This is a genomic window from Siminovitchia sp. FSL W7-1587, from assembly GCF_037963795.1.
Classification (GTDB): domain Bacteria; phylum Bacillota; class Bacilli; order Bacillales; family Bacillaceae_C; genus Siminovitchia; species Siminovitchia thermophila.
The window spans coordinates 3,268,748-3,289,095 of record NZ_CP150169.1 but is presented as its reverse complement, the minus strand read 5'-3'; the positions used below and the strand labels follow the sequence as shown (position 1 = coordinate 3,289,095).

General features: G+C 41.3%; 32 protein-coding genes. All 32 read right to left on the bottom strand.

What is annotated here, in order from left to right; translation table 11 throughout:
* Nucleotides 1-7: 7 nt before the first annotated feature.
* Nucleotides 8-4,888: a phage tail tape measure protein gene (locus NST31_RS15455; protein WP_339161821.1), complete on the bottom strand. Its 4,881-nt coding sequence runs from the start codon at nt 4,886-4,888 to the stop codon at nt 8-10.
* A 176-nt stretch (nt 4,889-5,064) separates the two neighbouring features.
* Nucleotides 5,065-5,406 (bottom strand): hypothetical protein, encoded by a 342-nt coding sequence (locus NST31_RS15450; RefSeq protein WP_339161818.1) that lies wholly within the window; start codon nt 5,404-5,406, stop codon nt 5,065-5,067.
* 142 nt (nt 5,407-5,548) lie between these two features.
* Nucleotides 5,549-6,118, bottom strand: coding sequence for a major tail protein (locus NST31_RS15445; protein ID WP_339161815.1), 570 nt, complete (start codon nt 6,116-6,118; stop codon nt 5,549-5,551).
* A gap of 49 nt (nt 6,119-6,167) precedes the next feature.
* Nucleotides 6,168-6,554, bottom strand: a complete 387-nt coding sequence (locus tag NST31_RS15440) for a hypothetical protein (protein WP_339161811.1) — start codon at nt 6,552-6,554, stop codon at nt 6,168-6,170.
* Nucleotides 6,551-6,934: an HK97-gp10 family putative phage morphogenesis protein gene (locus NST31_RS15435; protein ID WP_339161807.1), complete on the bottom strand. Its 384-nt coding sequence runs from the start codon at nt 6,932-6,934 to the stop codon at nt 6,551-6,553. The genes NST31_RS15440 and NST31_RS15435 overlap by 4 nt, the downstream gene beginning before the upstream one ends.
* Nucleotides 6,927-7,271 carry a phage head closure protein gene (locus NST31_RS15430; protein WP_339161805.1) on the bottom strand — a complete coding sequence of 115 codons (345 nt, stop codon included), beginning with the start codon at nt 7,269-7,271 and terminating at the stop codon, nt 6,927-6,929. Before NST31_RS15430 ends, NST31_RS15435 begins: the two co-directional genes overlap by 8 nt.
* A gap of 4 nt (nt 7,272-7,275) precedes the next feature.
* The gene (locus NST31_RS15425; protein ID WP_339161802.1) at nt 7,276-7,533 is read right to left on the bottom strand and encodes a hypothetical protein; all 258 of its coding nucleotides are present in this window, start codon (nt 7,531-7,533) and stop codon (nt 7,276-7,278) included.
* Nucleotides 7,533-7,994, bottom strand: coding sequence for an Ig-like domain-containing protein (locus tag NST31_RS15420; RefSeq protein ID WP_339161800.1), 462 nt, complete (start codon nt 7,992-7,994; stop codon nt 7,533-7,535). The genes NST31_RS15425 and NST31_RS15420 overlap by 1 nt, the downstream gene beginning before the upstream one ends.
* A 96-nt stretch (nt 7,995-8,090) precedes the next feature.
* Nucleotides 8,091-9,230: a phage major capsid protein gene (locus NST31_RS15415; protein ID WP_339161797.1), complete on the bottom strand. Its 1,140-nt coding sequence runs from the start codon at nt 9,228-9,230 to the stop codon at nt 8,091-8,093.
* A gap of 3 nt (nt 9,231-9,233) precedes the next feature.
* The gene (locus NST31_RS15410) at nt 9,234-9,989 is read right to left on the bottom strand and encodes a head maturation protease, ClpP-related (protein ID WP_339161795.1); all 756 of its coding nucleotides are present in this window, start codon (nt 9,987-9,989) and stop codon (nt 9,234-9,236) included.
* Between the two features lie 28 nt (nt 9,990-10,017).
* Nucleotides 10,018-10,269: a hypothetical protein gene (locus tag NST31_RS15405; protein WP_339161794.1), complete on the bottom strand. Its 252-nt coding sequence runs from the start codon at nt 10,267-10,269 to the stop codon at nt 10,018-10,020.
* A complete protein-coding gene (locus NST31_RS15400; RefSeq protein ID WP_339161791.1) occupies nt 10,262-11,473 on the bottom strand; it encodes a phage portal protein in 1,212 nt (403 codons plus the stop codon). The genes NST31_RS15405 and NST31_RS15400 overlap by 8 nt, the downstream gene beginning before the upstream one ends.
* Nucleotides 11,474-11,504: 31 nt before the next feature.
* Complete coding sequence (locus NST31_RS15395; RefSeq protein WP_339161789.1) at nt 11,505-11,885, bottom strand: hypothetical protein; 381 nt, start codon at nt 11,883-11,885, stop codon at nt 11,505-11,507.
* Between the two features lie 204 nt (nt 11,886-12,089).
* Nucleotides 12,090-13,907, bottom strand: coding sequence for a terminase large subunit (locus tag NST31_RS15390; protein WP_339161786.1), 1,818 nt, complete (start codon nt 13,905-13,907; stop codon nt 12,090-12,092).
* Entirely contained in the window at nt 13,885-14,202 is a 318-nt protein-coding gene (locus NST31_RS15385; protein ID WP_339161784.1) for a P27 family phage terminase small subunit, read from the bottom strand. Before NST31_RS15385 ends, NST31_RS15390 begins: the two co-directional genes overlap by 23 nt.
* A 103-nt stretch (nt 14,203-14,305) precedes the next feature.
* A complete protein-coding gene (locus NST31_RS15380) occupies nt 14,306-14,644 on the bottom strand; it encodes an HNH endonuclease signature motif containing protein (RefSeq protein WP_339161781.1) in 339 nt (112 codons plus the stop codon).
* Nucleotides 14,641-15,054 (bottom strand): hypothetical protein, encoded by a 414-nt coding sequence (locus NST31_RS15375; protein WP_339161779.1) that lies wholly within the window; start codon nt 15,052-15,054, stop codon nt 14,641-14,643. Before NST31_RS15375 ends, NST31_RS15380 begins: the two co-directional genes overlap by 4 nt.
* 34 nt (nt 15,055-15,088) lie before the next feature.
* On the bottom strand, nt 15,089-15,433 hold the full coding sequence (locus NST31_RS15370; protein ID WP_339161776.1) for a hypothetical protein: 345 nt from the start codon (nt 15,431-15,433) through the stop codon (nt 15,089-15,091).
* 16 nt (nt 15,434-15,449) lie between these two features.
* Entirely contained in the window at nt 15,450-15,989 is a 540-nt protein-coding gene (locus tag NST31_RS15365; RefSeq protein ID WP_339161774.1) for a hypothetical protein, read from the bottom strand.
* 147 nt (nt 15,990-16,136) lie between these two features.
* Nucleotides 16,137-16,592 (bottom strand): DNA-binding response regulator, encoded by a 456-nt coding sequence (locus tag NST31_RS15360; protein WP_339161773.1) that lies wholly within the window; start codon nt 16,590-16,592, stop codon nt 16,137-16,139.
* A 221-nt stretch (nt 16,593-16,813) separates the two neighbouring features.
* Nucleotides 16,814-17,104 (bottom strand): hypothetical protein, encoded by a 291-nt coding sequence (locus NST31_RS15355; RefSeq protein WP_339161771.1) that lies wholly within the window; start codon nt 17,102-17,104, stop codon nt 16,814-16,816.
* Between the two features lie 17 nt (nt 17,105-17,121).
* Complete coding sequence (locus tag NST31_RS15350) at nt 17,122-17,295, bottom strand: DUF3954 domain-containing protein (protein WP_339161769.1); 174 nt, start codon at nt 17,293-17,295, stop codon at nt 17,122-17,124.
* A gap of 1 nt (nt 17,296) precedes the next feature.
* Nucleotides 17,297-17,545: a hypothetical protein gene (locus NST31_RS15345; protein WP_339161766.1), complete on the bottom strand. Its 249-nt coding sequence runs from the start codon at nt 17,543-17,545 to the stop codon at nt 17,297-17,299.
* A gap of 14 nt (nt 17,546-17,559) precedes the next feature.
* Entirely contained in the window at nt 17,560-17,865 is a 306-nt protein-coding gene (locus tag NST31_RS15340; RefSeq protein ID WP_339161764.1) for a hypothetical protein, read from the bottom strand.
* On the bottom strand, nt 17,858-18,190 hold the full coding sequence (locus tag NST31_RS15335) for a hypothetical protein (RefSeq protein WP_339161762.1): 333 nt from the start codon (nt 18,188-18,190) through the stop codon (nt 17,858-17,860). The genes NST31_RS15340 and NST31_RS15335 overlap by 8 nt, the downstream gene beginning before the upstream one ends.
* Nucleotides 18,187-18,495, bottom strand: coding sequence for a hypothetical protein (locus tag NST31_RS15330; RefSeq protein WP_339161761.1), 309 nt, complete (start codon nt 18,493-18,495; stop codon nt 18,187-18,189). The genes NST31_RS15335 and NST31_RS15330 overlap by 4 nt, the downstream gene beginning before the upstream one ends.
* 21 nt (nt 18,496-18,516) lie before the next feature.
* On the bottom strand, nt 18,517-18,753 hold the full coding sequence (locus NST31_RS15325; RefSeq protein WP_339161758.1) for a hypothetical protein: 237 nt from the start codon (nt 18,751-18,753) through the stop codon (nt 18,517-18,519).
* A gap of 124 nt (nt 18,754-18,877) precedes the next feature.
* Nucleotides 18,878-19,294, bottom strand: coding sequence for a RusA family crossover junction endodeoxyribonuclease (locus NST31_RS15320; RefSeq protein ID WP_077114099.1), 417 nt, complete (start codon nt 19,292-19,294; stop codon nt 18,878-18,880).
* A complete protein-coding gene (locus NST31_RS15315; RefSeq protein WP_339161754.1) occupies nt 19,295-19,438 on the bottom strand; it encodes a hypothetical protein in 144 nt (47 codons plus the stop codon).
* Nucleotides 19,431-19,739 (bottom strand): MazG-like family protein, encoded by a 309-nt coding sequence (locus tag NST31_RS15310; RefSeq protein WP_339161753.1) that lies wholly within the window; start codon nt 19,737-19,739, stop codon nt 19,431-19,433. Before NST31_RS15310 ends, NST31_RS15315 begins: the two co-directional genes overlap by 8 nt.
* A gap of 146 nt (nt 19,740-19,885) precedes the next feature.
* Entirely contained in the window at nt 19,886-20,194 is a 309-nt protein-coding gene (locus NST31_RS15305; protein ID WP_339161751.1) for a hypothetical protein, read from the bottom strand.
* Complete coding sequence (locus NST31_RS15300) at nt 20,191-20,346, bottom strand: hypothetical protein (RefSeq protein ID WP_339161749.1); 156 nt, start codon at nt 20,344-20,346, stop codon at nt 20,191-20,193. The genes NST31_RS15305 and NST31_RS15300 overlap by 4 nt, the downstream gene beginning before the upstream one ends.
* Nucleotides 20,347-20,348 lie beyond the last annotated feature (2 nt).

Sequence of the window (20,348 nt, the reverse complement as noted above, 5' to 3'; positions counted from 1 at the left end):
TCACCACCTACCTAAACCTATTCTCATCAAAATCAATTAATTTTTTTGTTTCTTTATAGGTCGCCCTTGCTATTTCTCGACCACTTATTTTAAACACCGGTTGCTGTCCTTGTTCTGCCAATGCCAATTGGCGAGATTGCATGTGCAGCATCTGTTTAAACAGTTCTACCATACTGCCCATCTCGCTTTTTAAATTTGTCAATTCAACCTTCAAAGAGTCGCTTTCGACTTTGTGCTGAATAACAAATTTATCTTTATTTGCACGAATCTCTTTTGCGGCTGCATCAATGATAAATGCCGAATTGTCGATTTCGCCAGTAAAAGCCTTGTGAGTTGCTTTTGCCATTTCAACAGCGCTTTTGACTGCTTTTTTGGATTGCTTCTCGATCGCTACAGCGAAACCATCAACATAGTTTATCCCCTCTAGAGCTGTCCGCTTAGAAGGGGATCGCGAATCAATAGATTTTTTTAATGCTGACAATGCTGATTGCCCTAAATTCCAGGCCGTTTTCCAAACTGATCCGCGGCCGCTACTAATGGCCCCCACAAAACCAGAAACAAATCCGATACCTGCGCCGCTTGTATTTATGGATCGCAGGCCTCTCTCCCCACTCTTAGCTACGCCACTTCCAGCTGAAGATGCGGCTCCAGTTCTTCCACGCAGACCTAAGCTAAACATCATGCCTGCCCTTTGCCCTCCGCCACCGTCCGTGGTCTTTCCGAGAACAGATGAAACTAGTCGGCCTAAAATTCCTGCTGATCCTAGGTTAGCCCCCCGGGTAGAGTCTAGGCCTTGTTTGTGTTTGGTGCCCTTATCACTTCCGTGTTTTCCGGCTTCATTTTTTCCTTGCTTTAAACCGTCATCAGATGCTTTTGCGACCCCATCGGCAGCTGTTTTGTTTGCGCCCTTCGTGGAATCCAATCCTTGTTTGTGAGCATCACCTTTATTCTTACCATGCTTGCCAGCTTCTACATTTCCTTGTCCTAGCTGATTTAAGGCCGCCTGATTTATAACATTACTGACATTTTGGTTATACGGAAAAGTACTATTAAGACCAGTTCCAAAGGAAAGTCCTAGATTGTTTCCAGATGAGAACATGATGGACTCTCCGCTGCCAAGCTTGTTTAAAGTCGCCTTGTTTATCACTTCGCTAACATTCTCGTTATACCCTAAAGTGCTATTAAGACCGGTTCCAAAAGAAGTCCCTAAATTACGACCCGATGTTTCCACTGACGGTTTGCTTTGATCCAAACCAGCCGCTACGGTTTCTCCGGTCTGTCGGCCTTCCGCCGTAAGATCAACCTTGGCGCCTTCTTTGAGTATTAGCTCTATGCCTTTTGTAAAAGTTTCGATGCTAATTTTTCCGCTTTCCAATCCTGAAATGAGGGATTCGACATTGTGTTTTCCTGCTTTTCCTAGATCCACCATCACATTGTTTTCAATATCTAAACCAATTGTGCGTGCGGCTTCTCGAGCGTCAATCGCCCCTGCCTGCATACCCAACTTCAAGGTTTCAATGTTTTTCTTTCCCTCATCCGATAGATCAAACTTCATTCCTTCTTTCAAGGAACCTTGGAAGTAGTTATAAATAGCATCCAATCCATAAGTGCCTTCTGAAAGCCCTTGAGCAAAAGCTGCTGAAGTAACTTTACCCTGTGGACCTAGATCAATTTCCATTTCAGATTTTAAATCCAGTCCCATCTGTTTAGCAATTTCTTTTGGTTTTTTGGATTTTAGTCCTTCTGCGAAAGCCCAGATGTTTTTCTCGCCAGCGCTTCTTGCCTTTTCTTCACCTTTGCCCAGTTCCGCAAGCGCCTCTTCTGTCATCTGTTTGGATAAAATGACTGCCTCCTGCTTAGTCATGCCAGTAGATTCAAGAAATGCTTGCAAGTCTTTTTGGTAAATTTCTTTTGTCTTTTTAGAGAAATTTGCTGTATTTTTTAAGACGTTTTGAGTATGCTCCATCCACGACTGCACATACTCTTCGCGTGTTTCTGCTTCCCTGACAATGAAACCATGGCGATCAATTTCAGCCTGTCTCATTGCTCTGAACTCTTTCCCTGTAGCAATATCAATCAGCTTACCTCGACTATCAAGGTTTTGGGAGAGAATCCCTAAAGCTTTTTCATACTCTGTATTTGCTTTGGCATACATGTCATACGTACGGGCTTCAAGACCAATAATTAAATTATTATAATCCTGCTGAGTGATTCGCCCTTGGGCTAAAGATTGATCAAGAATTTCTTTTTTATCAGCATAAAATTTATTCGCGTTGCGAAGTGATTCGTTATAGGCTTTGTTAACACTTTTAGTGTATTTTTCAGCTTCTTGAAAAAGAATTTTACCTTGAGATTCAGCCATATTCTTTTGAATAGCTTGGATCTCTTCCTGGCTTTTAGCAAATTCCCTTGATCCTCCTTCTAGGACTGTCAAGGCTTCCTGATATGCTTTTGCAAAATCGGCTGGCATTTTTGAAAGGTCGTTATTGTACTCATCATGAGCTTTCTTTACAATATCCAATGCTTTTTTATAATTCGCAATATCTTCATCGAATCTCGCGAGCACTTCATCTGTCAGTTTCTGCGCTGCTTCTTTTCCTGCATCGCCGGCTATAGAATAAACATCGTTTATGGTTCTGGTCAACTTTTCTTTTTGAGTCTCTAGCTCAGCGATAACTTGATCGGCCATTTTTGAAAAAGCATTAACGATTTCCGCAGAAGTTTTCTGTGCTTCTTCACCTGACATATTTTTGAGTTGATGCATTTTTAACTTGGCGCCCTCGTACAAATCGACGTACCCTTTTACACCTTTTTTGGTCCCTGCCGAAAGGCCGTCTCCGTAACGAACAGCTTCCTCTTTTGCCTTTTCTTGCTCTTTCATTAAATTTTCAGTATGTGTTGTAGCAGCATACAAAGCAACACCTAGCGCCCCTAATGCCGCTGTTCCCCCTGCAATTGCAAGTCCAACAGGCCCAGCAAATGTTAAAAATGCACCAACTGCAGCTGTTAATCCTGCTACAACAGTTGTAACTCCTAAAGCAGCTGTTGCAAAAGCCGCTGTTGATACTATCGTCTTTTGTGTACTTTCGTCCAAATCAGTAAAACTCCGAACCCAGCCTGTCGCCGTCTCGACTATTTCACTGAATGCTGGCATTAAATGGCGAGTCAGACTAATTTGCAGACCCTCAATAGCCGACTGAAACTCGATGACCTTACCTGCGGCATTATTCATCATCGTTTTAGCCATTTTTTCGGCAGCGCCATCAGCATTTTTTAGCTCTTCAGTTGTTTTGGCGAGCTTATCTGATCCTCTTTCAAGCAAAATTGCCCAGTGTTTATATGCTTCTGCACCAAACAAAGTTGTCAAGGTGGCTGACCTTTGCTCCCTGGTCATACCCTTTGTGCCTTTTTCTATTTCGGCCATGACTTTCGGGAGAGGCTTCATATTGCCTTGAGCGTCGAAGAATTTCATATTAAGACGATCCATTTCTGCCACCATGTCGTCTGTCGGTTTTGCTAGACGAGCCAATGAGGTAGCAAAAGCCTGCCCGGCAATCGAGCCTTTCAGCCCGCTGTCGGCCAAAGCCATTTGCGCAGCCGCTGTTTCCTCAAGAGTCCATCCAAGTGCGTTGGCGACAGGAGCCGCATACTTCATAGCCTCTCCCATTTGCTCCACGTTGGTGTTTGCGTTGGCTTGAGCGTAAGCAAAAACGTCTGCTGAATGCCCTGCATTTTTAGCCTCTAACCCAAACGCCGCCATCGTATCTGAGGTAATATCAGCCGCTGTTGCCAGATCAAGGTTTCCCGCCGCGGCAAGATTGAGCATACCCGGCATGCCCGCCATTATTTCGTTAGCTTTCCATCCCGCAAGTGCAAGCTTCTCCATGCCTTCGGAAGCTTGCGTAGCCGTAAATCTGGTAGATGCTCCTAACTCCCGCGCTTGCTTATCAAGTAGCTTCATTTCTTTGGCGCTGGATCCCGAAACAGCCTGAACTTTGGACATCCCTTGCTCAAAGTTGGCAGTAGCTCCGTACGCACTGGTCAACCCTGCAGTAAGAGTGGCAAAAGCTGTACCAGCAACAATACCAACGCCCATCCCCATCCGGCGCATTTCCATGCCTGTATGGTTCATTCGGTCACCAAATTGGTTCACGGACGCGGCACTTAACTTGGATTGGGCGTTCATCTGCTTCATTTTAGCTGTTGTTTGCGTCAAGCTATTTTGCAGGCCATTTAATTTAATCCGCTCTTGATCAATCGCATTCGCAAGATTACGGGCTTCGGCAGTATTTTTCCGTTTCTCAGACCAAACCTTTTTATATTCTTGTTCCAAACGCTTAATTACATTTGACTGAACTGTCATTTGCTGTTTTAAGCGTTCGGCTTCAAGACTGGTTTGTCGCATCTCATTACCGAAATTTTTGGAAGAGGACTGGGCTAACTTAAATTGGTTATCAATCCTTTTGGCTTCATTGGACAGAGACTTTAAATCCTGTTCCAACTTCTTACTGGATTGTTGTTGGCCGAACCTTTTTAACTCGGCATTAGCAGTTTTCAACTGGCCTTGCATCTTATTCAGTTCGGCCGTGGCCCTGTTCAGCCTAGTTGCAAGGGATTGGGTTTCCTTGGCGTCTTTTCCTTTTGCTTGGGCGGAGTCACTATGAGCTTTCCTTAGTTCGCTGACCCTACGTTTTTGGAGATCGATAGATTGGTTGAGGTATTTTATTCTGGCTTCAGACTGCTTGATCTGATTCCCCCAGTTTTGGACGCTGGTTCTGTTAGCCTCAAACTCGGACTTTACAACCCTCATCTGTCTTGAGATGGAGGACATCTCGCTGTTAAATTGTCTCGAGTTTGAATACAGTCTAACCTTAATATCTTTCGCCATTATCCTACCTCCTCCCTATCCAAGAACTTGATCTATATAAACTACTTCATCTTCTTTAGTGGCGTTTTTACGTTTTGCAAGTAATTGCAAATGATAGACTATATCCATTTGATCTATTTGGTTTTGAGTGAAGCCAACATCAATTAATGAGTTGTACAAGTCTTTGACTGCTTCACTCAGTTTGACTTTCCCCCTTCATCTTTTGGCAATTCTCCGCCGATCAGCTCGCTTGCTTTCGCAATATTTCCTATTACGAAGCAAGTTACTCCATAAATGGTTTTCAAAAGTACCCTTGAATCTGTTCCCTCTTCAAATTCTTCAATTGTAAATTTATGATCAAAAAGTTCGCACACAAAGCTAATCATTGAGTCCAGGTCTTCTCCGTCGTATACCTGTCCCGTTTCAATCTTTTCCGCTATTTCAGCAGCCCTTCTGAATTTAAGGCCACTGATAAAGTCGGGAGTAACAAACTTTTTCTCTTTACCTTCAAGGTTTAAAACGATTGTTAGATTTTCCACTGTTGCACATCCTCCTCAAAATTAAAATAAAAAGAGAGATTCGATAATGAATCTCTCTTAATGAAAACCCTCGTTCTAATCGGTCCAGTTTAATGTGACAGAAGTGTCTGTGATGCTAGATGCCGATACTGACGAGGGCTCCTTAGGGAGTAGGTGTTAAAATATCTCCTTTATATACAACCTGTTTAAACCAATCGGCGCCTTGCAACTGATCTGATTCTGCTTGAGCTTTCCAGCGCCCATTGTGTTGGAGAGGCATGAACTTCAGTTTAAGCTTAGCTGTTTGCGGTGTGGTGTTTCCCTCATCTGTTTGATGCTCAATAGGAAGCAATTCAGGCTTTCCTTTCAAGAACCAATAGAATCGGTATCCACCTGTTGATGTTTTAGCCCTAAAACCCAAGGCTAGTTCAGCCGAAATGTCGTCCTTACTAGCAAATTGGACTCCGTTCTCTTCCTGATGACCAAAAATTTTCTTTTGAAGCTCAAAAGGTAGGTCCGCAGCTTCCATATCAACATCGATATCTCCTAAGCTATTAAGAACCGTAAAAACTCCGTTATCTGCATAAAATGGATTAGACTCCATGTTAGGCTGTACGTTAACATTCACTGCACCAAGTACCGCCTCTGGAGTTTCATATTCAACCCCTGTTGCGTTATCGCTAGTAAGTAAAGCTAGGTGGAACATATCCAATCCATGTAAAACTTTTCCCATTATAAAACCTCCTAAAAATGTAAAATAAAAAAGCACTCCTAAAGAGCGCTTAAAAAAAATACTTTTTTCTATATCTCATTGCTTTGTGGTGCCTTTTTGTATCATCCTCGTACAGGTCAATTGAATCGTACCGCTTATAACCGATAATTTTTAGTACCTCGTCAACCTCTTTGGCTATTTTGGTTTCTTTTGATACAGTCTCTTCATCGGAAAAAATACTTATTTGGAAAGCGACAATTGCCGATGTTGATTCATTATCCGCATAGTCCTCGTCACTATTTCTTATCTCTTGATAAACAATTCGGGGGAAGGGCTCCACTTCTGGGGCCACCTTATTATGAAAACCGCCCGCGACTTCTCTACTTAAGAGATCACTTGATTCAAATGCTCTTAAAAGCTCCGCCTTTGCATCGAAGCTGTCTGTAATATCACTCATCCTTTTATTGCTCCCAGGAATACTTTCTCCATTGCACTAACAGCTTCGTTTTCTCCTTGATCGCCGCCTTTTTCAATAAAAGGATAAGCAGGCATCTTCGATGTGCCGTATTCTAAAAACTTAGCCCGCCAGGCAACCTTTCTGTTTGGTCCGACTTCAACCAATTTTCCTTCATCTGTCTCCTTCGGCCTTCCGACAGTAATATTGTCCTGGATATGAGGTTGATTTTTAGCGCTTCGTTTAACATTATCGATCTGATGCTTTTTAATAACTTCACCGCCAGCTTTTAACGCTTGATCTTCCGCTTTTTCTGCTTCTTCTCCCAACTTCTCAAAAAATGACATGGTTCCTTCAAGCCCCGTCATTTCAAATTTAGCCATTGAGGTTCACCTCATTTGCTAGAATCTCATATTCGATATTTCTTTCCTCGATATTGTTTACATTGACAATGTCAAAGATTCTGCTTCCAAATTTTATCCGCATGTCGTGAGTCACGCTCGGTCGGTACCGTATATAAATACGGGTAGAGATTTTAACAGCTTGAGCACCAGCGTCAATTAACTCTCTACCACGCAAACCCTTAATGGATGCCCAAACCGTAAATTGGTCAACCCACTCTGTAACCGTGTTACCCTCTTTGTCCTTTACTTTTTCTTTCTTTTGGAAGGTGACTCGATTCCGATATTTAGCTGGATTTCTACTCTTCTTGAATGGCATTTGATCACCATCTTTTCAGCTTCAAAAGCAGAGTTTGAATACTCTTATCAAGATTTTTTGGTGTTTCTTCGCCTTCATGTGCTTTTGAGACCATTAAAACGACAAGTCTTTGATAACTTTTCGACTCATCGTCTTCAACTCCCGATTTTTCCAATTCATCTTTTGCTGATTCAATTAAGAAAGTGATATCTTCGTCATGATCAGCTTCCTCAAGTTCAAGTCTCAATTGCCGTTTACATAAAGTCAAAAGGTCATCCTGCATTATCCTTCACCTTCAGGCGGTTGTTCAGGTTCTGGCGCAGTTACATTCACCGAAGCAGTTCCTTTAACAGTGCTCTTTTCAGTCGACGAGGCCGTTATTGTGGCTGTTCCTGCTGCAATAGCAGTCACTTTGCCGTTATTATCAATTGTAGCTATTTTAGTGTCCGAACTCGTCCATGTAACAGTCTGCTTGGCAGTGGACGGCGAAACAGTAGCTGATAGATTACGAGTGCCGCCAACCTCTAAATTATTTGTTTTTGGGCTAACCTCTATAGCTGTCGGATCACTATAATTAGTTGTTACTTTAATTGGGTCAGATAGCTCGCTTTCACCTGAGCTGTTTTCAGCACTGACTTGATATGTGTATTCCGTGTTAGGCGACAGTCCAGAATCAGTAAACGTCTTTTCGGTCAAACCTCTTTTAACTTTTGAACCGTTACGATAAACGTTGTAAGTTGTCATGATATACCTCCTTTATGAATAGCCCTGTATAAAGGCTAGTCCCACGAGAGAGTTACTTTCGTGTCAGTAGCACTAGCCTTTACATTTACGGGCCTGTTAGGGTGTAGAAGTGACTTTTGCAATGCGGAAAGCTGACTTTAGTTTAATCTGATGATCAAACCAAGCCGTCACAACAAACTGCTCGACTCCTGTTTTCACATCTTTGTCGCGCTCATATAGAGTCGTGCCAATGTCATAGTTGAAGTGTGAGTAAGAGAAGTCACCCACGATAGGATAAATAGCCGCATCACTAAATACAACGCGCTTACCAAGAATTTGTTCAGGTTGTGCGCTGTAAAGCGTTGCATTTCCATTCGCTAGCGTTTCGATGATGTCAGAGTAGTCTTGGTACCTCATGACGACTGTGGCATTCTCACGGTAATCCTCGTGCAAGTCAGCAATTGCTTTTTTTATAGCTTGATAGAGATTGTCACCCTCAACCTCTTTAATGCCGTTCTGGCTGGAATAGAAAGACATGTGCTCTTCTCCTGTTTTTGGATTTTGAGCAAACGCCACTTTTCTTTCTTTTGCCGCCACGCCGGACTGTAAAGCATTTTCCACATGCGACACCAGGTTAGTATGCGTACCTTGTAAAACAGTTTCGGAAACCCCCGCAAACACTTTAAATTTGTTACGTCCAAAAGTAACAACATCACCAGTGGTTTTTAACTCCTTCGCTGTTTCTTTGTCCGCAATAAAGTCATCATCATCAAGAGTGAAATTGATCTTCGGGATTTCAAGATTAGTAATGGCTGTAAAAGTAGAAATCTCACGCAATTGATTTTTAACTAGTGGCTCGGAAATAATATCGTTTGCCACTGTCTTCGGCAAGAATTTACCTCCACCCGTGGAATCATCGCCCAAAGCTTGATAAATCTCTTGAGAAACGGGCTTGTTTGCCATAACATTTTTAATCAATTCCGCTTTTGCTTGAACTACCTTTTCTTTTGGGTCTGCAACAGCTTGCAATCCTTTGTTTTGAGCAAATTGTGCTTTTTGCTCTGCCTCCATTGTGTCATGCTGCTCTTTAATTACATCAAAACGAGCTTTCAAGTCCTCTTTTGACTTTTGGAGGGCCTGGATATCTTCCATAGAAGCAGAAGGGTCAATTGCTTTTTGAGCAAGTTCTCCTTCTACTTTTTGTAATTGTTGGCCAACAGTAGCCAAGTTTTGTTTTAATTCATACAGTGTTTTCATATTTTAAATTCCTCCTAGAATTGTATTTAAATAAGCAGAGTTTGCTTTTGCTTCCTCTGCGATTTTTTGTCGAATTGCCATTTCCTTAGCTGTTATAGTTGCGCTTTTTTTCGCCGCAAACTGTTTTGGGATATTCTTATACTTTGAAAACACTTCTTCACTTATGGAGGCAACCATATTGTTTTCTTCTTCCACCACATCACAAAGGCCGTATCCAAATGCTTCCTCAGCTGATAGCCAAGTTTCAGCATCAAGCATTTCCTGCAGTTTTTCATCAGTTAGCTTGTCGCCCGCCTTTTGTAAATAGGTTTGTTTGGAGGAATTACCAATTCGGTCGAGATCATCAGCCTCTTTTCTTAATTCGGCAGCGTTCCCCCAAGTGAACGTCCACGGATTATGGATCATCATCATAGAGTTTTTTGGCATAAAAATAGTGTCACCAGCCATAGCTATGACACTTGCAATTGAAGCTGCCAAAGCGTCCACATGAACATTAATTTTCGCTTTGTGTCGCTTTAACATGTTATGAATGGCGATTCCTTCAAAAACAGAACCTCCTGGACTATTTATATAGAGATTGATGGTTGAAACCTCTCCCAAGCTGTCCAATTCCTCTTTGAATGTAGTGGCTGAATGTTCCCCGTCTTCTGTCCAAGCCCATTTAGTAATTTCTCCATAAATAAAAATATCCGCCGTATCGTTTGAATCGGCAGACACCTTCATTTTCCAAAATTTATTCGGTTTTTGATTTTTCCTCACTCTTCTCACCACCTTTCAAGGGTTGCTCTTACATAAACATCGTATTTGTTAGGATATGCTTCACTGCTGCAAAGCTAGTAATTGAAACGTTTTTGTTCATAACGTGTACTAAATCGTCTGTATAGCTCCTTTTATAAAAGGCCAGTTTATCAGCAAATGATTCTCTTGGTACAACAATAAATTCCCTCGTGCCCTCAGCGACTATTTCTAAAATAACGAATGAATAATCACTATCTTTTTGAGCCCTATCAAACTCTGCGATTAGTTTCGCTTTATTCATCACTTCCGCCACCTTTCGATGTGATTTTCCTTTCAGCTGGATCCATATCAATCGGGTACAAATCCCCGCTAACCCAAAGTTTATTAGCATTGCCACCTTCCGGAGGTAAATCCTCATACATCCTTATTTCATCCTGCTTTAAATACCCGTTGCGGATACCGGATTGATAATAGGCCGTCCTAGCAGCTGTATCCCCTCTCAGCAATCCTCCGAGACTGAATTTAAAGTAGTATCCTTGCTTCCTCTCATGCTCAGTAAGAAGCTTTCTGTTAAACTCATGCTCATATTGCCGGACTATCGGCGTAAGGGTCATTTGAACAAACTGAATCATGACCTGTTCATTTGACGTATAAGCCTGTACTTCCCCGTCATTTAGAAAAGAAACCGGAACATTGAACACGTTGGCCACTCTTGACCGGGTAATCCTTTCAGATTTTAAAGTGTCTGAAGAAAAATATTTTTTCTCGATCGGATCAATTTCAACGCCCGGTTCCTGGAATAAGACGCCGCCGTTGTTCTTATAAAATTCACGGAAGTTTTTTGTGACTTCTTCTCTTTTTTTCTCATTGATATTCGACCCGTATTTAAGGACAAAGCTTTCTGGTTTCTCCATTTCCGACAAACTAAATTCTTGAACGGCTTTATCATAAAGAAGGGTATTTTTAAGAACATCCAGCGGACTTATACCCTGCCACCGTGATATACCTGTGATATGCTTCACGTGCAGCATGTTCATATTGTGAAAATAATAAGTCCCGCCTGCCCCCTGAACCTGGTACCACAATGTGTCGTCATCGGTATTTAAAAACGGCGTGACGTACGTCGGATCAATTGGAATAAGTGCCTCCGGTTGCATACGTATATCTCGCATAATCACAGCATAAGCGTTGCCGCGTTCATTCCTAGAGACTTCCATTTTGTTTATAAAATCGAAGCCATTCATGTTTTGGTTAGGGCTATTGACCAATACATCATATGCCTGGTTGGTTTTCATTTCGTAATTTTGGTGAAGTTTAATGGGTAAAATAGAAACCGTATTTGCTAACCGCGAAATGACAGAAAAGATAGTTTCATTGGTGGCCAGCTTGCTATTATCGACACCCCAAAATTTACGACCGAACCAAGAAGAAAAGTCGTACATTTTCCCTTTCCACCCCGCAGCTGCTCCTTTAGCTGCCGCCTTAAATCGATTGAACCATTTCAAACTCTCACCACCTTTCAAATAGGTTGCGCGTTTACTTCAACTTTCCGCAATTACAAACAGTCGCATAGAAATCTTCATCTTTAACAAACCCCGTTACGATATTGAACCCCTTCTCTTTTAATTGGTTTATCCTGTCAATTGGGCAACATTCATCAAAAACAAAGCCAGGTATTCCGTCCAGAGCAATTGAGTTGACGGTTCTTATATTCTTATAGTCGTGTTCTCGTATAAGGAATTTAGCAATTGCTGTACTACCAACCAAAACAAAATAACCATTATCCTTCGCAAACTGAACAAGTGCTGATGTTTTACCTATTTTCCTATGATTTATAAGAGTCCTAATGTATTCATCCTTTAAAGCAGCTATCTCTAAAAGGTTGTAAATTGTTCTGTTTGCTAATCGCAATTCCATTTCTCGCCCACCTTTCAGTCAAAATTTCACTTAATTATGTTCGTTAAGTGCTTGTTGATAGCTTTTATTTGTTCGAAATATATTAATTGAGAAGGTGATAACCCGCAGTACTCCTTACATTCGTACTTGATACAAGCACTTGCACCGCCTAATGATAGCCCAAACATAGAGAAAAATTTATGAAGTAATTTGAACAAATTCTTTTCACCCTCCCAACAAATCATTAACAGATAAGAATTCAATATTTCCATCCCCCGCAGGCTCTACCATCAATTTCATGACCTCTGTATGAGCATTTAAAAAAGCCGCGAAGCCGTCAATTTTACGGTAGCGACCTTGTTTTTGTGGCAGCATATTATTTTTTCTGTCCGGTTTCATTTTGACGTTATTCACGTACCAACGGAAAAGTTTGTTAATCTTTGCTTTTTCATTAACGTTTGTTCGATAACTAAAAATAACTTGTCCGTCAATAAACAATTCCTTAACATCATCCACTGCTGGTCCAAGCGTTATAGCTCCCTGTCTTACCACTTCTGTTTCGAATCCGTGTGCTTCAAGTGCTTTATTTAATCTGAAAGCCTTTGCTGGATCGTAGGTTACTTTTTGGATAACAAAATGCTTGCTTTGTTCTATGAACCAGTTTTCGATGTATTCTTTTTTTACATATTCTCCGGGGATAATAGTTAGCCAACCTTCCTTTTCATATTCCCGGTATGGTATTTTTTCATTGTTTTCCTCAACTTTCTTTTCCGGGACCCACGTATGGGAATAGACAAATACCTCTCCTGTATCAAGCGGAAACTCTAAACAAGCACTTGAATGGTCCTCTGAATCAGATAAATCGTACCCCCCAACACAAGGAGCTCCTTTTAGAGTCTCTAAATCAATGACCTTATTATTTTTCTTGATAGTCCTATAATCCAAAAATGATTGATTATCAGCTTTAACAAAGAAATTGAACTGTTTTGTGATAAAGTCTGACCGTTCCTCGGGAGTACGTTTATCTTTTTCCCAGTCCTCAACCAGAATATCCAAGTCAAGGGAGACTCCCATATTTGGGTTGGCCTTGATCCACTCATCCGGCTGTTCAAACTCTTTTTCGCTGTCAAGTTCGGCAATAAAATAAAAAGTGCGCTCGTCTTCAAGTGCACCCTCAAGCACATCTGCTGATTGCTCGTAATAGTTTACAAGCGGGCCATCCAATTGATAGCCGGCGGTTGTGATGTACAAAATCAACGGCTGTTTACGGGAACTCCGAGATTTTTTGATAACGTTGATCAGCTTATAATCTTTGAATTCGTGAATTTCATCAAAAATACCAAGGTGCGTATTCAATCCGTCAAGATTTTCACTATCGGATGCACGAGGCTCTATTTTTGAAATCGTTTTATCATAGAAAATTGCGTCTCGGGTTGGCCTAAACTGCTTTCGAAGCTTAGGTGATTTTTTTACCATAGCCTTGGCTTCATCGAAAATGATGCCTGCTTGCTTCCTGGTGTTGGCCAACAAAAACACATCGGCACCATTTTCATTGTCTTTGCTAAATGAGTAAAGAGTTAATCCACTAACAAGAGTAGATTTTCCATTTTTACGACCAACAAATATAAGGCCCTCACGAAAGCGCCGTATACCTGTGTCTTTATGAATCCACCCATAAAGCGATCCAATAACAAAATGCTGCCAAGGTTGGGCAGTTAATTGATCAAAGTCACCCTTTGATGGCTTACAAAACTTCTCTATAAACCGGATAGGGCGATGCCCTTTTTCTTCATCAAATATCCAAGGAAAGTCGTCGGTTCCTTGCCTTTTTAAGTCTTTTAGGTGCCTTCTTGCAGCCATTTTATTCTTTTTACTGACCTTAATTTTACCTTTTACAGCTTGATCAGCGTACCAAGTAGTCAGTAATTTATCGGATGGCTTTTCAAGGATATGACCTTTTTTAACCTGCTCTTTTTTCCAAGTAATGAAGCTAAAACTTTGTTTTTCTCTTTTTACATTTTCAGAAATTATCGAAGTCGTCATCGTCATCCCCACTCACTATTTTCTTTCTTTGAGCAGGTGTCAGACCAAGCGATTTCAATAGGTTATTCAAGGTTTGTACTGTCTTCGTCAATTCAATTGAAAGGGGGTTTTTAACCATATTAGTGGCTCCCGCCTTGTTTGTGTACTCATACATCAATTCAGATTTTTTTATCTCCCGCTGTAGCCTTCTATAAAATTGATGAGTTTCAATATACAGCTGGATGAGTTGTTCGTCTGATTCCTCATAATTTTCACCTAGATATCCAATCAACATTTTTTTAGTAGGAACTGCCATTTTTTAGGGTACCCCCCTTTCATGAAAAATTTCCCTGCGGTGCAAACGAAGGGGGCGGCCGGTCTGGGAGAAAAGTGTTTCTTCTTTTTGAGGGTAGGGGGGGCTATGTTATTTCTGGGTTAGCCCCAAACTCCACCACATCAATTTTCACCTTCCTTTTCTTCTCGCCGCCTCCCTTTTCGGGATGCTCTTTGTTGTGGCAAGGATTGCATAGACTAATCAAGTTATCCTGAACAAGTGCAAGCTCTGGATAATCCAAGAAGTGTTTAATGTGATGGACCATATCAGCTGGTGTTAGTATGCCTTGTCTTAAACATTCCTGACAAAGATAGTCGTCCCTAATCAGTACCGACTCCCGACACTTTATCCATACTGTACTGTTATAGAATCGCTTTGCTTCTTGATTGCGTTTGAGTTTGTCGTAGAGTTGGTGGTTGGTCATTCGTCATCAAAGGCAAACTTACCGACTTTATGAGTAATCTGTCTAACGTTTGGGCACTTTACCTTTTTGTCAACATGTTCAATGTTGAGCTTCATCCCACCGCTTAATGGCTCGCAACTTCTAGTTTCCCAATCAAAGCCCACATGAACTTTAGCAGTCATCTCTTCGCCTTTGTAAAATACTTTCGGGACAGCTGTTTCATTTTCTAATTCAATAACTAATAATGGTGGCTTATCTGTTCGGCCGCCTCCAAGTTCTGCTAAAGTTTTTAAAGCATCATGTGCTTCATTGCAAGATCGTTTCGTTTGTTTGCCCAACTTCCTTGCTTCTTTCTCCAAGACTTCAAATTCTTTTTCTGTTCTTTTTGTGACACCTTCAACCCTATTGGTCATCTCCGTCACGATAAGCACGTCCTCTCTTGGCATAATAAAAAGACACCTACAATTAAGTAAGTGTCTCTTGTACTTTGTTCTTCAGTTCCTGCATCAACGGTTCAAGCTCTGCTTTCTTTTTGTGGATCTTTTCATGGATCTTGTCTATCGCTTGTTTATACTCATGCTTATCTATTCGTCCAGCGGTAAAGTCTTTGGCAGGTTTATTCACCGACTCATGTAGCTGTCTTATTTCTCGTTGTCTCTTTCTGATCTCCGCATTCGTGACAAATGCAGTGTACCGACGTTGGCAATGTGGACATACAAAGTAAGTTTCAACGATTCCCTTGCCGTGCTTCTTTTCTTTGGTTCGGATCGTGATTGGTTTACGGCAGTGGTCACATTCCACTATGTTCATTTGATCACTCCGCTTTTTATTTCTCTTCTCCTAAAACTGAGAACATGATAAAATCTGATCCTGATGCATTTGTGCTAATAGTCATACTTTCCAGTTCCAATTCTTCAACAAATAATTCTTCGTTGTCTAAAGAGGACATAAACCTGTTTGCGTATTCATCAATTTTTGCAGCATCTTCCGAACTGGATTGTTCACTTATTGCTTCCAGTACAGATGTTACTGATAACGGCGTTGCTCCCATTGGTTGGAGGATCCCCCATACCGTTCCGTTATCATTTACGCTAACGGCCAATCCACCAGCTGTAATGCTTTCATTTCCAGCAAGTTCAAGCTGAGGTAAATCAGCATCTTTCACGATATCGTTATATGAAGTAACAAATTGTTCCAAGTTGATATGCATTTCTCTATATACGCTTTCTTCATTTTCAGGCGATTCTTGATCGGGCTGATTTTCTTTTATCTTTTCTTCTTTCGGCGCAGCAGACTCTTCCTTACCACCTGAACACCCAGCCACAAACAATAAAGCTACTGCAAAAATAAATAGAACTTTCTTCAAGACACCATCCCCCTACACATTATGTATAGGGATATCTTACCAATTTAAAAAGAGTAGCGCCATCCTTTTCCAAGGGACAGCGCCGACAGATACGTAAGGTTATAGAGGATCAGCCAGAACATATCCGCGCCGAACCTCCCTCCCATTTTAACAAGCACATTTTTCTTTTTTCAACTTTGTAACATCTGTGCCATTTGTGCCATTTGTTTCAAATGAAAGTTTATCCACGATAGAATCCCGAATCCGTTTGATGTGAGAGAAGGACAATCCCATGTGATGGCCAATCCACCGATAGCTTCTCCCTTCCAGGAGCCAGTACAGGACCTCGCACTCCCTTTCGTCGCTTACTTTATGGAACAGCCCCTGAAACTTCAATATCTTTTCTTCAAACTCCCTAATCTTTTTGAACCGTTTACCCCTTCTGACAACCTCTCTATGCACTGGATCGCTTGTTTCACCTTTCGCCTTTGGCATAGCTGCTTCTAATCCGTATTGGGCCGTTAACCCCTCGCCTGCTTGCTCCAATGATTTTCGCATGATTTTGATGCTATTGATCATCCAGTGATAGTCTTTTAAGATTTGTTCGATTTCATTTCTTTGCATGACTTCGCCCCCTTATTAGCAATAAATCCGTTCCATCTGACGCATCTAATAAATGGACATAGATTTTCCCTCGTAATCCAAACACAATCCTTACAGTGCCATTCTGGGCGTTTCATCTTCATAAAATGACTCCCTCCTAAATGCAAAAAGACACCAAAAAGCTTTCGCCTTTCAGTGCCTCGGTTTTTCCGATAGCGTTATTTAGTTATTTTCCAGAATGTTTAGGTTCGTTTTAGCTTAAAATCTAGCCCGTAATCTTCATTCACTTGGTTTATATATTCTTGCAACAAAAGCAATTTCTCATCATAATCGCTTTGGTCTTTCAGTGTTTCAAAATTCACTTTCGTTCCTTTACCGTTGGGTTTAAGCCACCTTACGGGATTTTGACCATCATTCAGCATCATTAACCAGATATGAACCTTTGCTTTTGCATACTCTTCCGATGGGAGTTTATTTGTTAAACTAGGATAGTTTATTTGTCCGCCTATTACTGAAGCGCCTTTTAAAGTCATTTTGTTTTTCCTTCCTTTCATCTCTTTGTATAGCTCACTTTGTATCTATGTGGCTTACCATCCTGCCAATATATCGTTTGTTCCCCAAATCCATCTTTAGGTTTGTCCACTTGTTCCAGTTTTCCATCGACAACCCTATAAACTGCGTTGTCAAGCAGGCTTATAACCGCCTTTGTTGTGTTGTCCTGCATGTTAGTCCTCCTGTCGTTTGTCGTTGTACCGTACCTCTGTATGAGTAAATCCATAGCCAAGCCAACACTTTAACCAGTCGTCCAATGAAGCCTTATCCACATTTATCACGATTCTGCCACCTTCGTTTTCTTTTCGGAATAAGGCCTCAAAGTCATTTACCCTTTCCGTTAAACGCTCGATTTCTTCATTTAATTCATCGTATCGTTCTAATGTAATGGTCGCCATTTCATTATCCTTGTAACCAATCATCCCATTCTCTCCTGTCATTCCTTTAGTGCTTGCCGGGCAATTTGTTTTAACTCAAACATGTCTGCAAAAGTGCTTCCTATTATCGGACTGCCAATCTTCTCCAACGCTTTCCGCAACCGGTCGTTTTCAGCTTTTTCTGTTTGCATTTCCGTGAAATGCACATCCTGCAAAGTTTCTACATATTTTTCAAGCCGTCCTATTTCCTTCTGCTGTTCCTCCAATGCACGAAGAACTTTAATAACTTCTTGTTTTGTGTCGTTATCTAGTGCACTTGCCATTACAGAAGTAATTGCTATATTGATTGCTGTTTCATCATTCATCTGATTCACCCTCCAATACTTCACCAAGAATTCCATACATATGGTCTATTGCTTTATCGCAATTTTTAATTAGAATTCCTTCCCCCATAGCTTTCTCAATCGCTTCACGATAGCGTTTGTTTTGTTTTCTTAACCTTCTACTATTCTCTCTAGCGGTTTCATTGTTTATTTTTAATTCATTTATTTGCTTAGATGCGCTTTTGGCATAATTGATAAGCCAATTCATATCCAAAATAATTCGTTGTTCTTCAATTGTATGTGGATTGTACTCATATCCATTTTCTAAAGAACTTATTATTTGTTCGATTTTTTCTTCATCAGTCATTCCTCTACCTCCACTCCAACAGCTTTCAGTGCAGCTAAACAGATTGCTAGTGGTACTTGTCCCTGTGCTGTATAGCTTGTTTCCGTGTCCAAATCGTATATTAAGCAACCCCATCCACCTTGATTACTAATACACACTCCGTATTCATCACCTAGCTTTTCAGCTACCAACCAAGCATGTTCAATCTTTTCGCTATAGGATGGTATTCCGAATCTTTTTCCATCTTGAACCCTTTCGCCATCCTTGGTCACTTCAAACCCCATCACCTTTTCAGCGATAAGGCGGTCAATCTCTATTAAATCCAATTCGTACTCCTCCTTTACTTCTTATTTCCAATGAAATTTACCTTTTTTTATCTCAATCCCTTTATCACTTAGTTGTTGTTTGTCCGTAAAGTCGAAGGGTGTGCATTGCGCCCTATCGAAAAAATCATTTAATGCACAGTTATAATTACAGTAAAACTGACTATAAAATCGACTATATTCAACATCGGTTTTAGTGGTTATGGGTTTTCCACAATTTCCACAAGTAATTTCCCGCAGGCCTTGATTGATTTGTTTCATGCTATCCTCCATCCCTGCCGGAACCGGGCTTGTACTTCATGATTCTGTAATTTCTCATAGAGCCAAACGCGGTCCCGCCCCTCTTTGCGAAAGAGCAGATACCAGCCTGCCCTGTATTTGCGTTTCATGGGATCACTTCCTCCACCCTTATTTCAACTCTTGGGTTGTAAGAATAATATTTTTCAACTTTGCTAGTCACGATTTGAGAATCATCGTGATAAATCACTCCGTTTAAAGCATCCTCAATCCCTTTTAAGTAATTGCTATTATCAGGCTTCGTAATCGGTCTATATAATCCGGCCTCCGCTTCGTTTCTGCGCTTCATGCTGAATCCTTTTAACATTGGTCTATAAATCTTCACTGTCATGCTTACGGCGCCTTCCAATGGCTTTTTCGGGGCATGCTGTCTCGCTACTAATTGGACAAAAGTCTTGTAGTTTTTGGATTTAGCCGGATCGTACATCCTTACTTTTCCGTTTCTAGTAGATGCCCGGGGACGGCCTTGTGCTACGGGTTCCCCAGGGATGGTAAACTCTATCACTCACACCATCCCCTGACCTTCCAGCACTCGCTCACAATACAGATCGTATAGCTTCTTGATATGTAGTGATCGAAGGTATTTTTCGTTGTAACCAGTTACTCTTAATAATTCATTGACATAGAATTCTTTGCTTTCGTCAGACATTCAAATCATCCTCCTTGATAAACACGCCATTAACCATTTTTCCTTTCCTGTCCTTGATTTCGTCATATGCCAATGACGCACAATGCTCTACGCTAGTGCCCAACTGCATCGCCAAAATAGTAAGTACTACGTACATATCGCCTATAGAGTCTTTTACTTGATCCGGGTTGCCCTTGGCTCGTCCTTGGCATAACTCTCCAAACTCTTCGCCAAGTTTCAATATTTGTTTGTTTGGGTCTGCTGTATGTAAATTCCGTTCAACTGCCCATTCTTGTATTTTTTTGGTTAATTCTTGCATCATTTTATTGGTACACATCCTTTACAATTTTCTTTCCACGATCCACATACACATGAGAGATGCTCTCTGTCGTGGCAAATCTCGTTTCACACCCATAGCATCGTCGATTTCGCTTTGTAAATGTTTCAAAGTGTCGAACATCTATCACCCTAGTTTTCATCCCGCACTCTGGGCATTTCACCGAGTATTCCTCCTTTTCTGGGACCGATCCGTCCTTTTGTCCCGCGATCAAGGGCAAGGATAAGGATTTCCTCCTGCGGTCTACCAAAATATCGGGCTAGTTCGTCAAGCCTCTTTCCCTCTGCCCACAGGCAATCAAAGTCAAATACTTCTTCCTTTGTCCAAAGGAAATTCAAGTCCTCGCAAGCAATGTACGTTTGCCCGGCTCTGTTTTTCAGGTATTGCCACTCCAATTTTCGGAGGGCATTTTCATTTGCTGACACCGCACTTAAACTCATGCAGATCCAACCCCCATCCCGAATTTCGCTTTGGCCTCTTCCAATCGTCGCAGTCTTTCTTTCCGTTCCTCTGCCAATTTCTCCGCCGCCTTTGGCCCACATACGGGGCATACTTGAAAAAACGCCAATGCCCCGCCTGCGTCTTTGATCACGT

Coding starts and splice junctions, on each gene's coding strand:
- NST31_RS15455 (WP_339161821.1), bottom strand. CDS start 4,888: ATGGCGAAAGATATTAAGGTTAGACTGTATTCAAACTCGAGACAATTT.
- NST31_RS15445 (WP_339161815.1), bottom strand. CDS start 6,118: ATGGGAAAAGTTTTACATGGATTGGATATGTTCCACCTAGCTTTACTT.
- NST31_RS15440 (WP_339161811.1), bottom strand. CDS start 6,554: ATGAGTGATATTACAGACAGCTTCGATGCAAAGGCGGAGCTTTTAAGA.
- NST31_RS15435 (WP_339161807.1), bottom strand. CDS start 6,934: ATGGCTAAATTTGAAATGACGGGGCTTGAAGGAACCATGTCATTTTTT.
- NST31_RS15430 (WP_339161805.1), bottom strand. CDS start 7,271: ATGCCATTCAAGAAGAGTAGAAATCCAGCTAAATATCGGAATCGAGTC.
- NST31_RS15425 (WP_339161802.1), bottom strand. CDS start 7,533: ATGCAGGATGACCTTTTGACTTTATGTAAACGGCAATTGAGACTTGAA.
- NST31_RS15420 (WP_339161800.1), bottom strand. CDS start 7,994: ATGACAACTTACAACGTTTATCGTAACGGTTCAAAAGTTAAAAGAGGT.
- NST31_RS15415 (WP_339161797.1), bottom strand. CDS start 9,230: ATGAAAACACTGTATGAATTAAAACAAAACTTGGCTACTGTTGGCCAA.
- NST31_RS15405 (WP_339161794.1), bottom strand. CDS start 10,269: ATGAATAAAGCGAAACTAATCGCAGAGTTTGATAGGGCTCAAAAAGAT.
- NST31_RS15395 (WP_339161789.1), bottom strand. CDS start 11,885: ATGGAATTGCGATTAGCAAACAGAACAATTTACAACCTTTTAGAGATA.
- NST31_RS15390 (WP_339161786.1), bottom strand. CDS start 13,907: ATGACGACTTCGATAATTTCTGAAAATGTAAAAAGAGAAAAACAAAGT.
- NST31_RS15385 (WP_339161784.1), bottom strand. CDS start 14,202: ATGGCAGTTCCTACTAAAAAAATGTTGATTGGATATCTAGGTGAAAAT.
- NST31_RS15380 (WP_339161781.1), bottom strand. CDS start 14,644: ATGACCAACCACCAACTCTACGACAAACTCAAACGCAATCAAGAAGCA.
- NST31_RS15370 (WP_339161776.1), bottom strand. CDS start 15,433: ATGAACATAGTGGAATGTGACCACTGCCGTAAACCAATCACGATCCGA.
- NST31_RS15360 (WP_339161773.1), bottom strand. CDS start 16,592: ATGCAAAGAAATGAAATCGAACAAATCTTAAAAGACTATCACTGGATG.
- NST31_RS15355 (WP_339161771.1), bottom strand. CDS start 17,104: ATGACTTTAAAAGGCGCTTCAGTAATAGGCGGACAAATAAACTATCCT.
- NST31_RS15350 (WP_339161769.1), bottom strand. CDS start 17,295: ATGCAGGACAACACAACAAAGGCGGTTATAAGCCTGCTTGACAACGCA.
- NST31_RS15345 (WP_339161766.1), bottom strand. CDS start 17,545: ATGATTGGTTACAAGGATAATGAAATGGCGACCATTACATTAGAACGA.
- NST31_RS15340 (WP_339161764.1), bottom strand. CDS start 17,865: ATGAATGATGAAACAGCAATCAATATAGCAATTACTTCTGTAATGGCA.
- NST31_RS15335 (WP_339161762.1), bottom strand. CDS start 18,190: ATGACTGATGAAGAAAAAATCGAACAAATAATAAGTTCTTTAGAAAAT.
- NST31_RS15325 (WP_339161758.1), bottom strand. CDS start 18,753: ATGAAACAAATCAATCAAGGCCTGCGGGAAATTACTTGTGGAAATTGT.
- NST31_RS15315 (WP_339161754.1), bottom strand. CDS start 19,438: ATGTCTGACGAAAGCAAAGAATTCTATGTCAATGAATTATTAAGAGTA.
- NST31_RS15310 (WP_339161753.1), bottom strand. CDS start 19,739: ATGATGCAAGAATTAACCAAAAAAATACAAGAATGGGCAGTTGAACGG.
- NST31_RS15305 (WP_339161751.1), bottom strand. CDS start 20,194: ATGAGTTTAAGTGCGGTGTCAGCAAATGAAAATGCCCTCCGAAAATTG.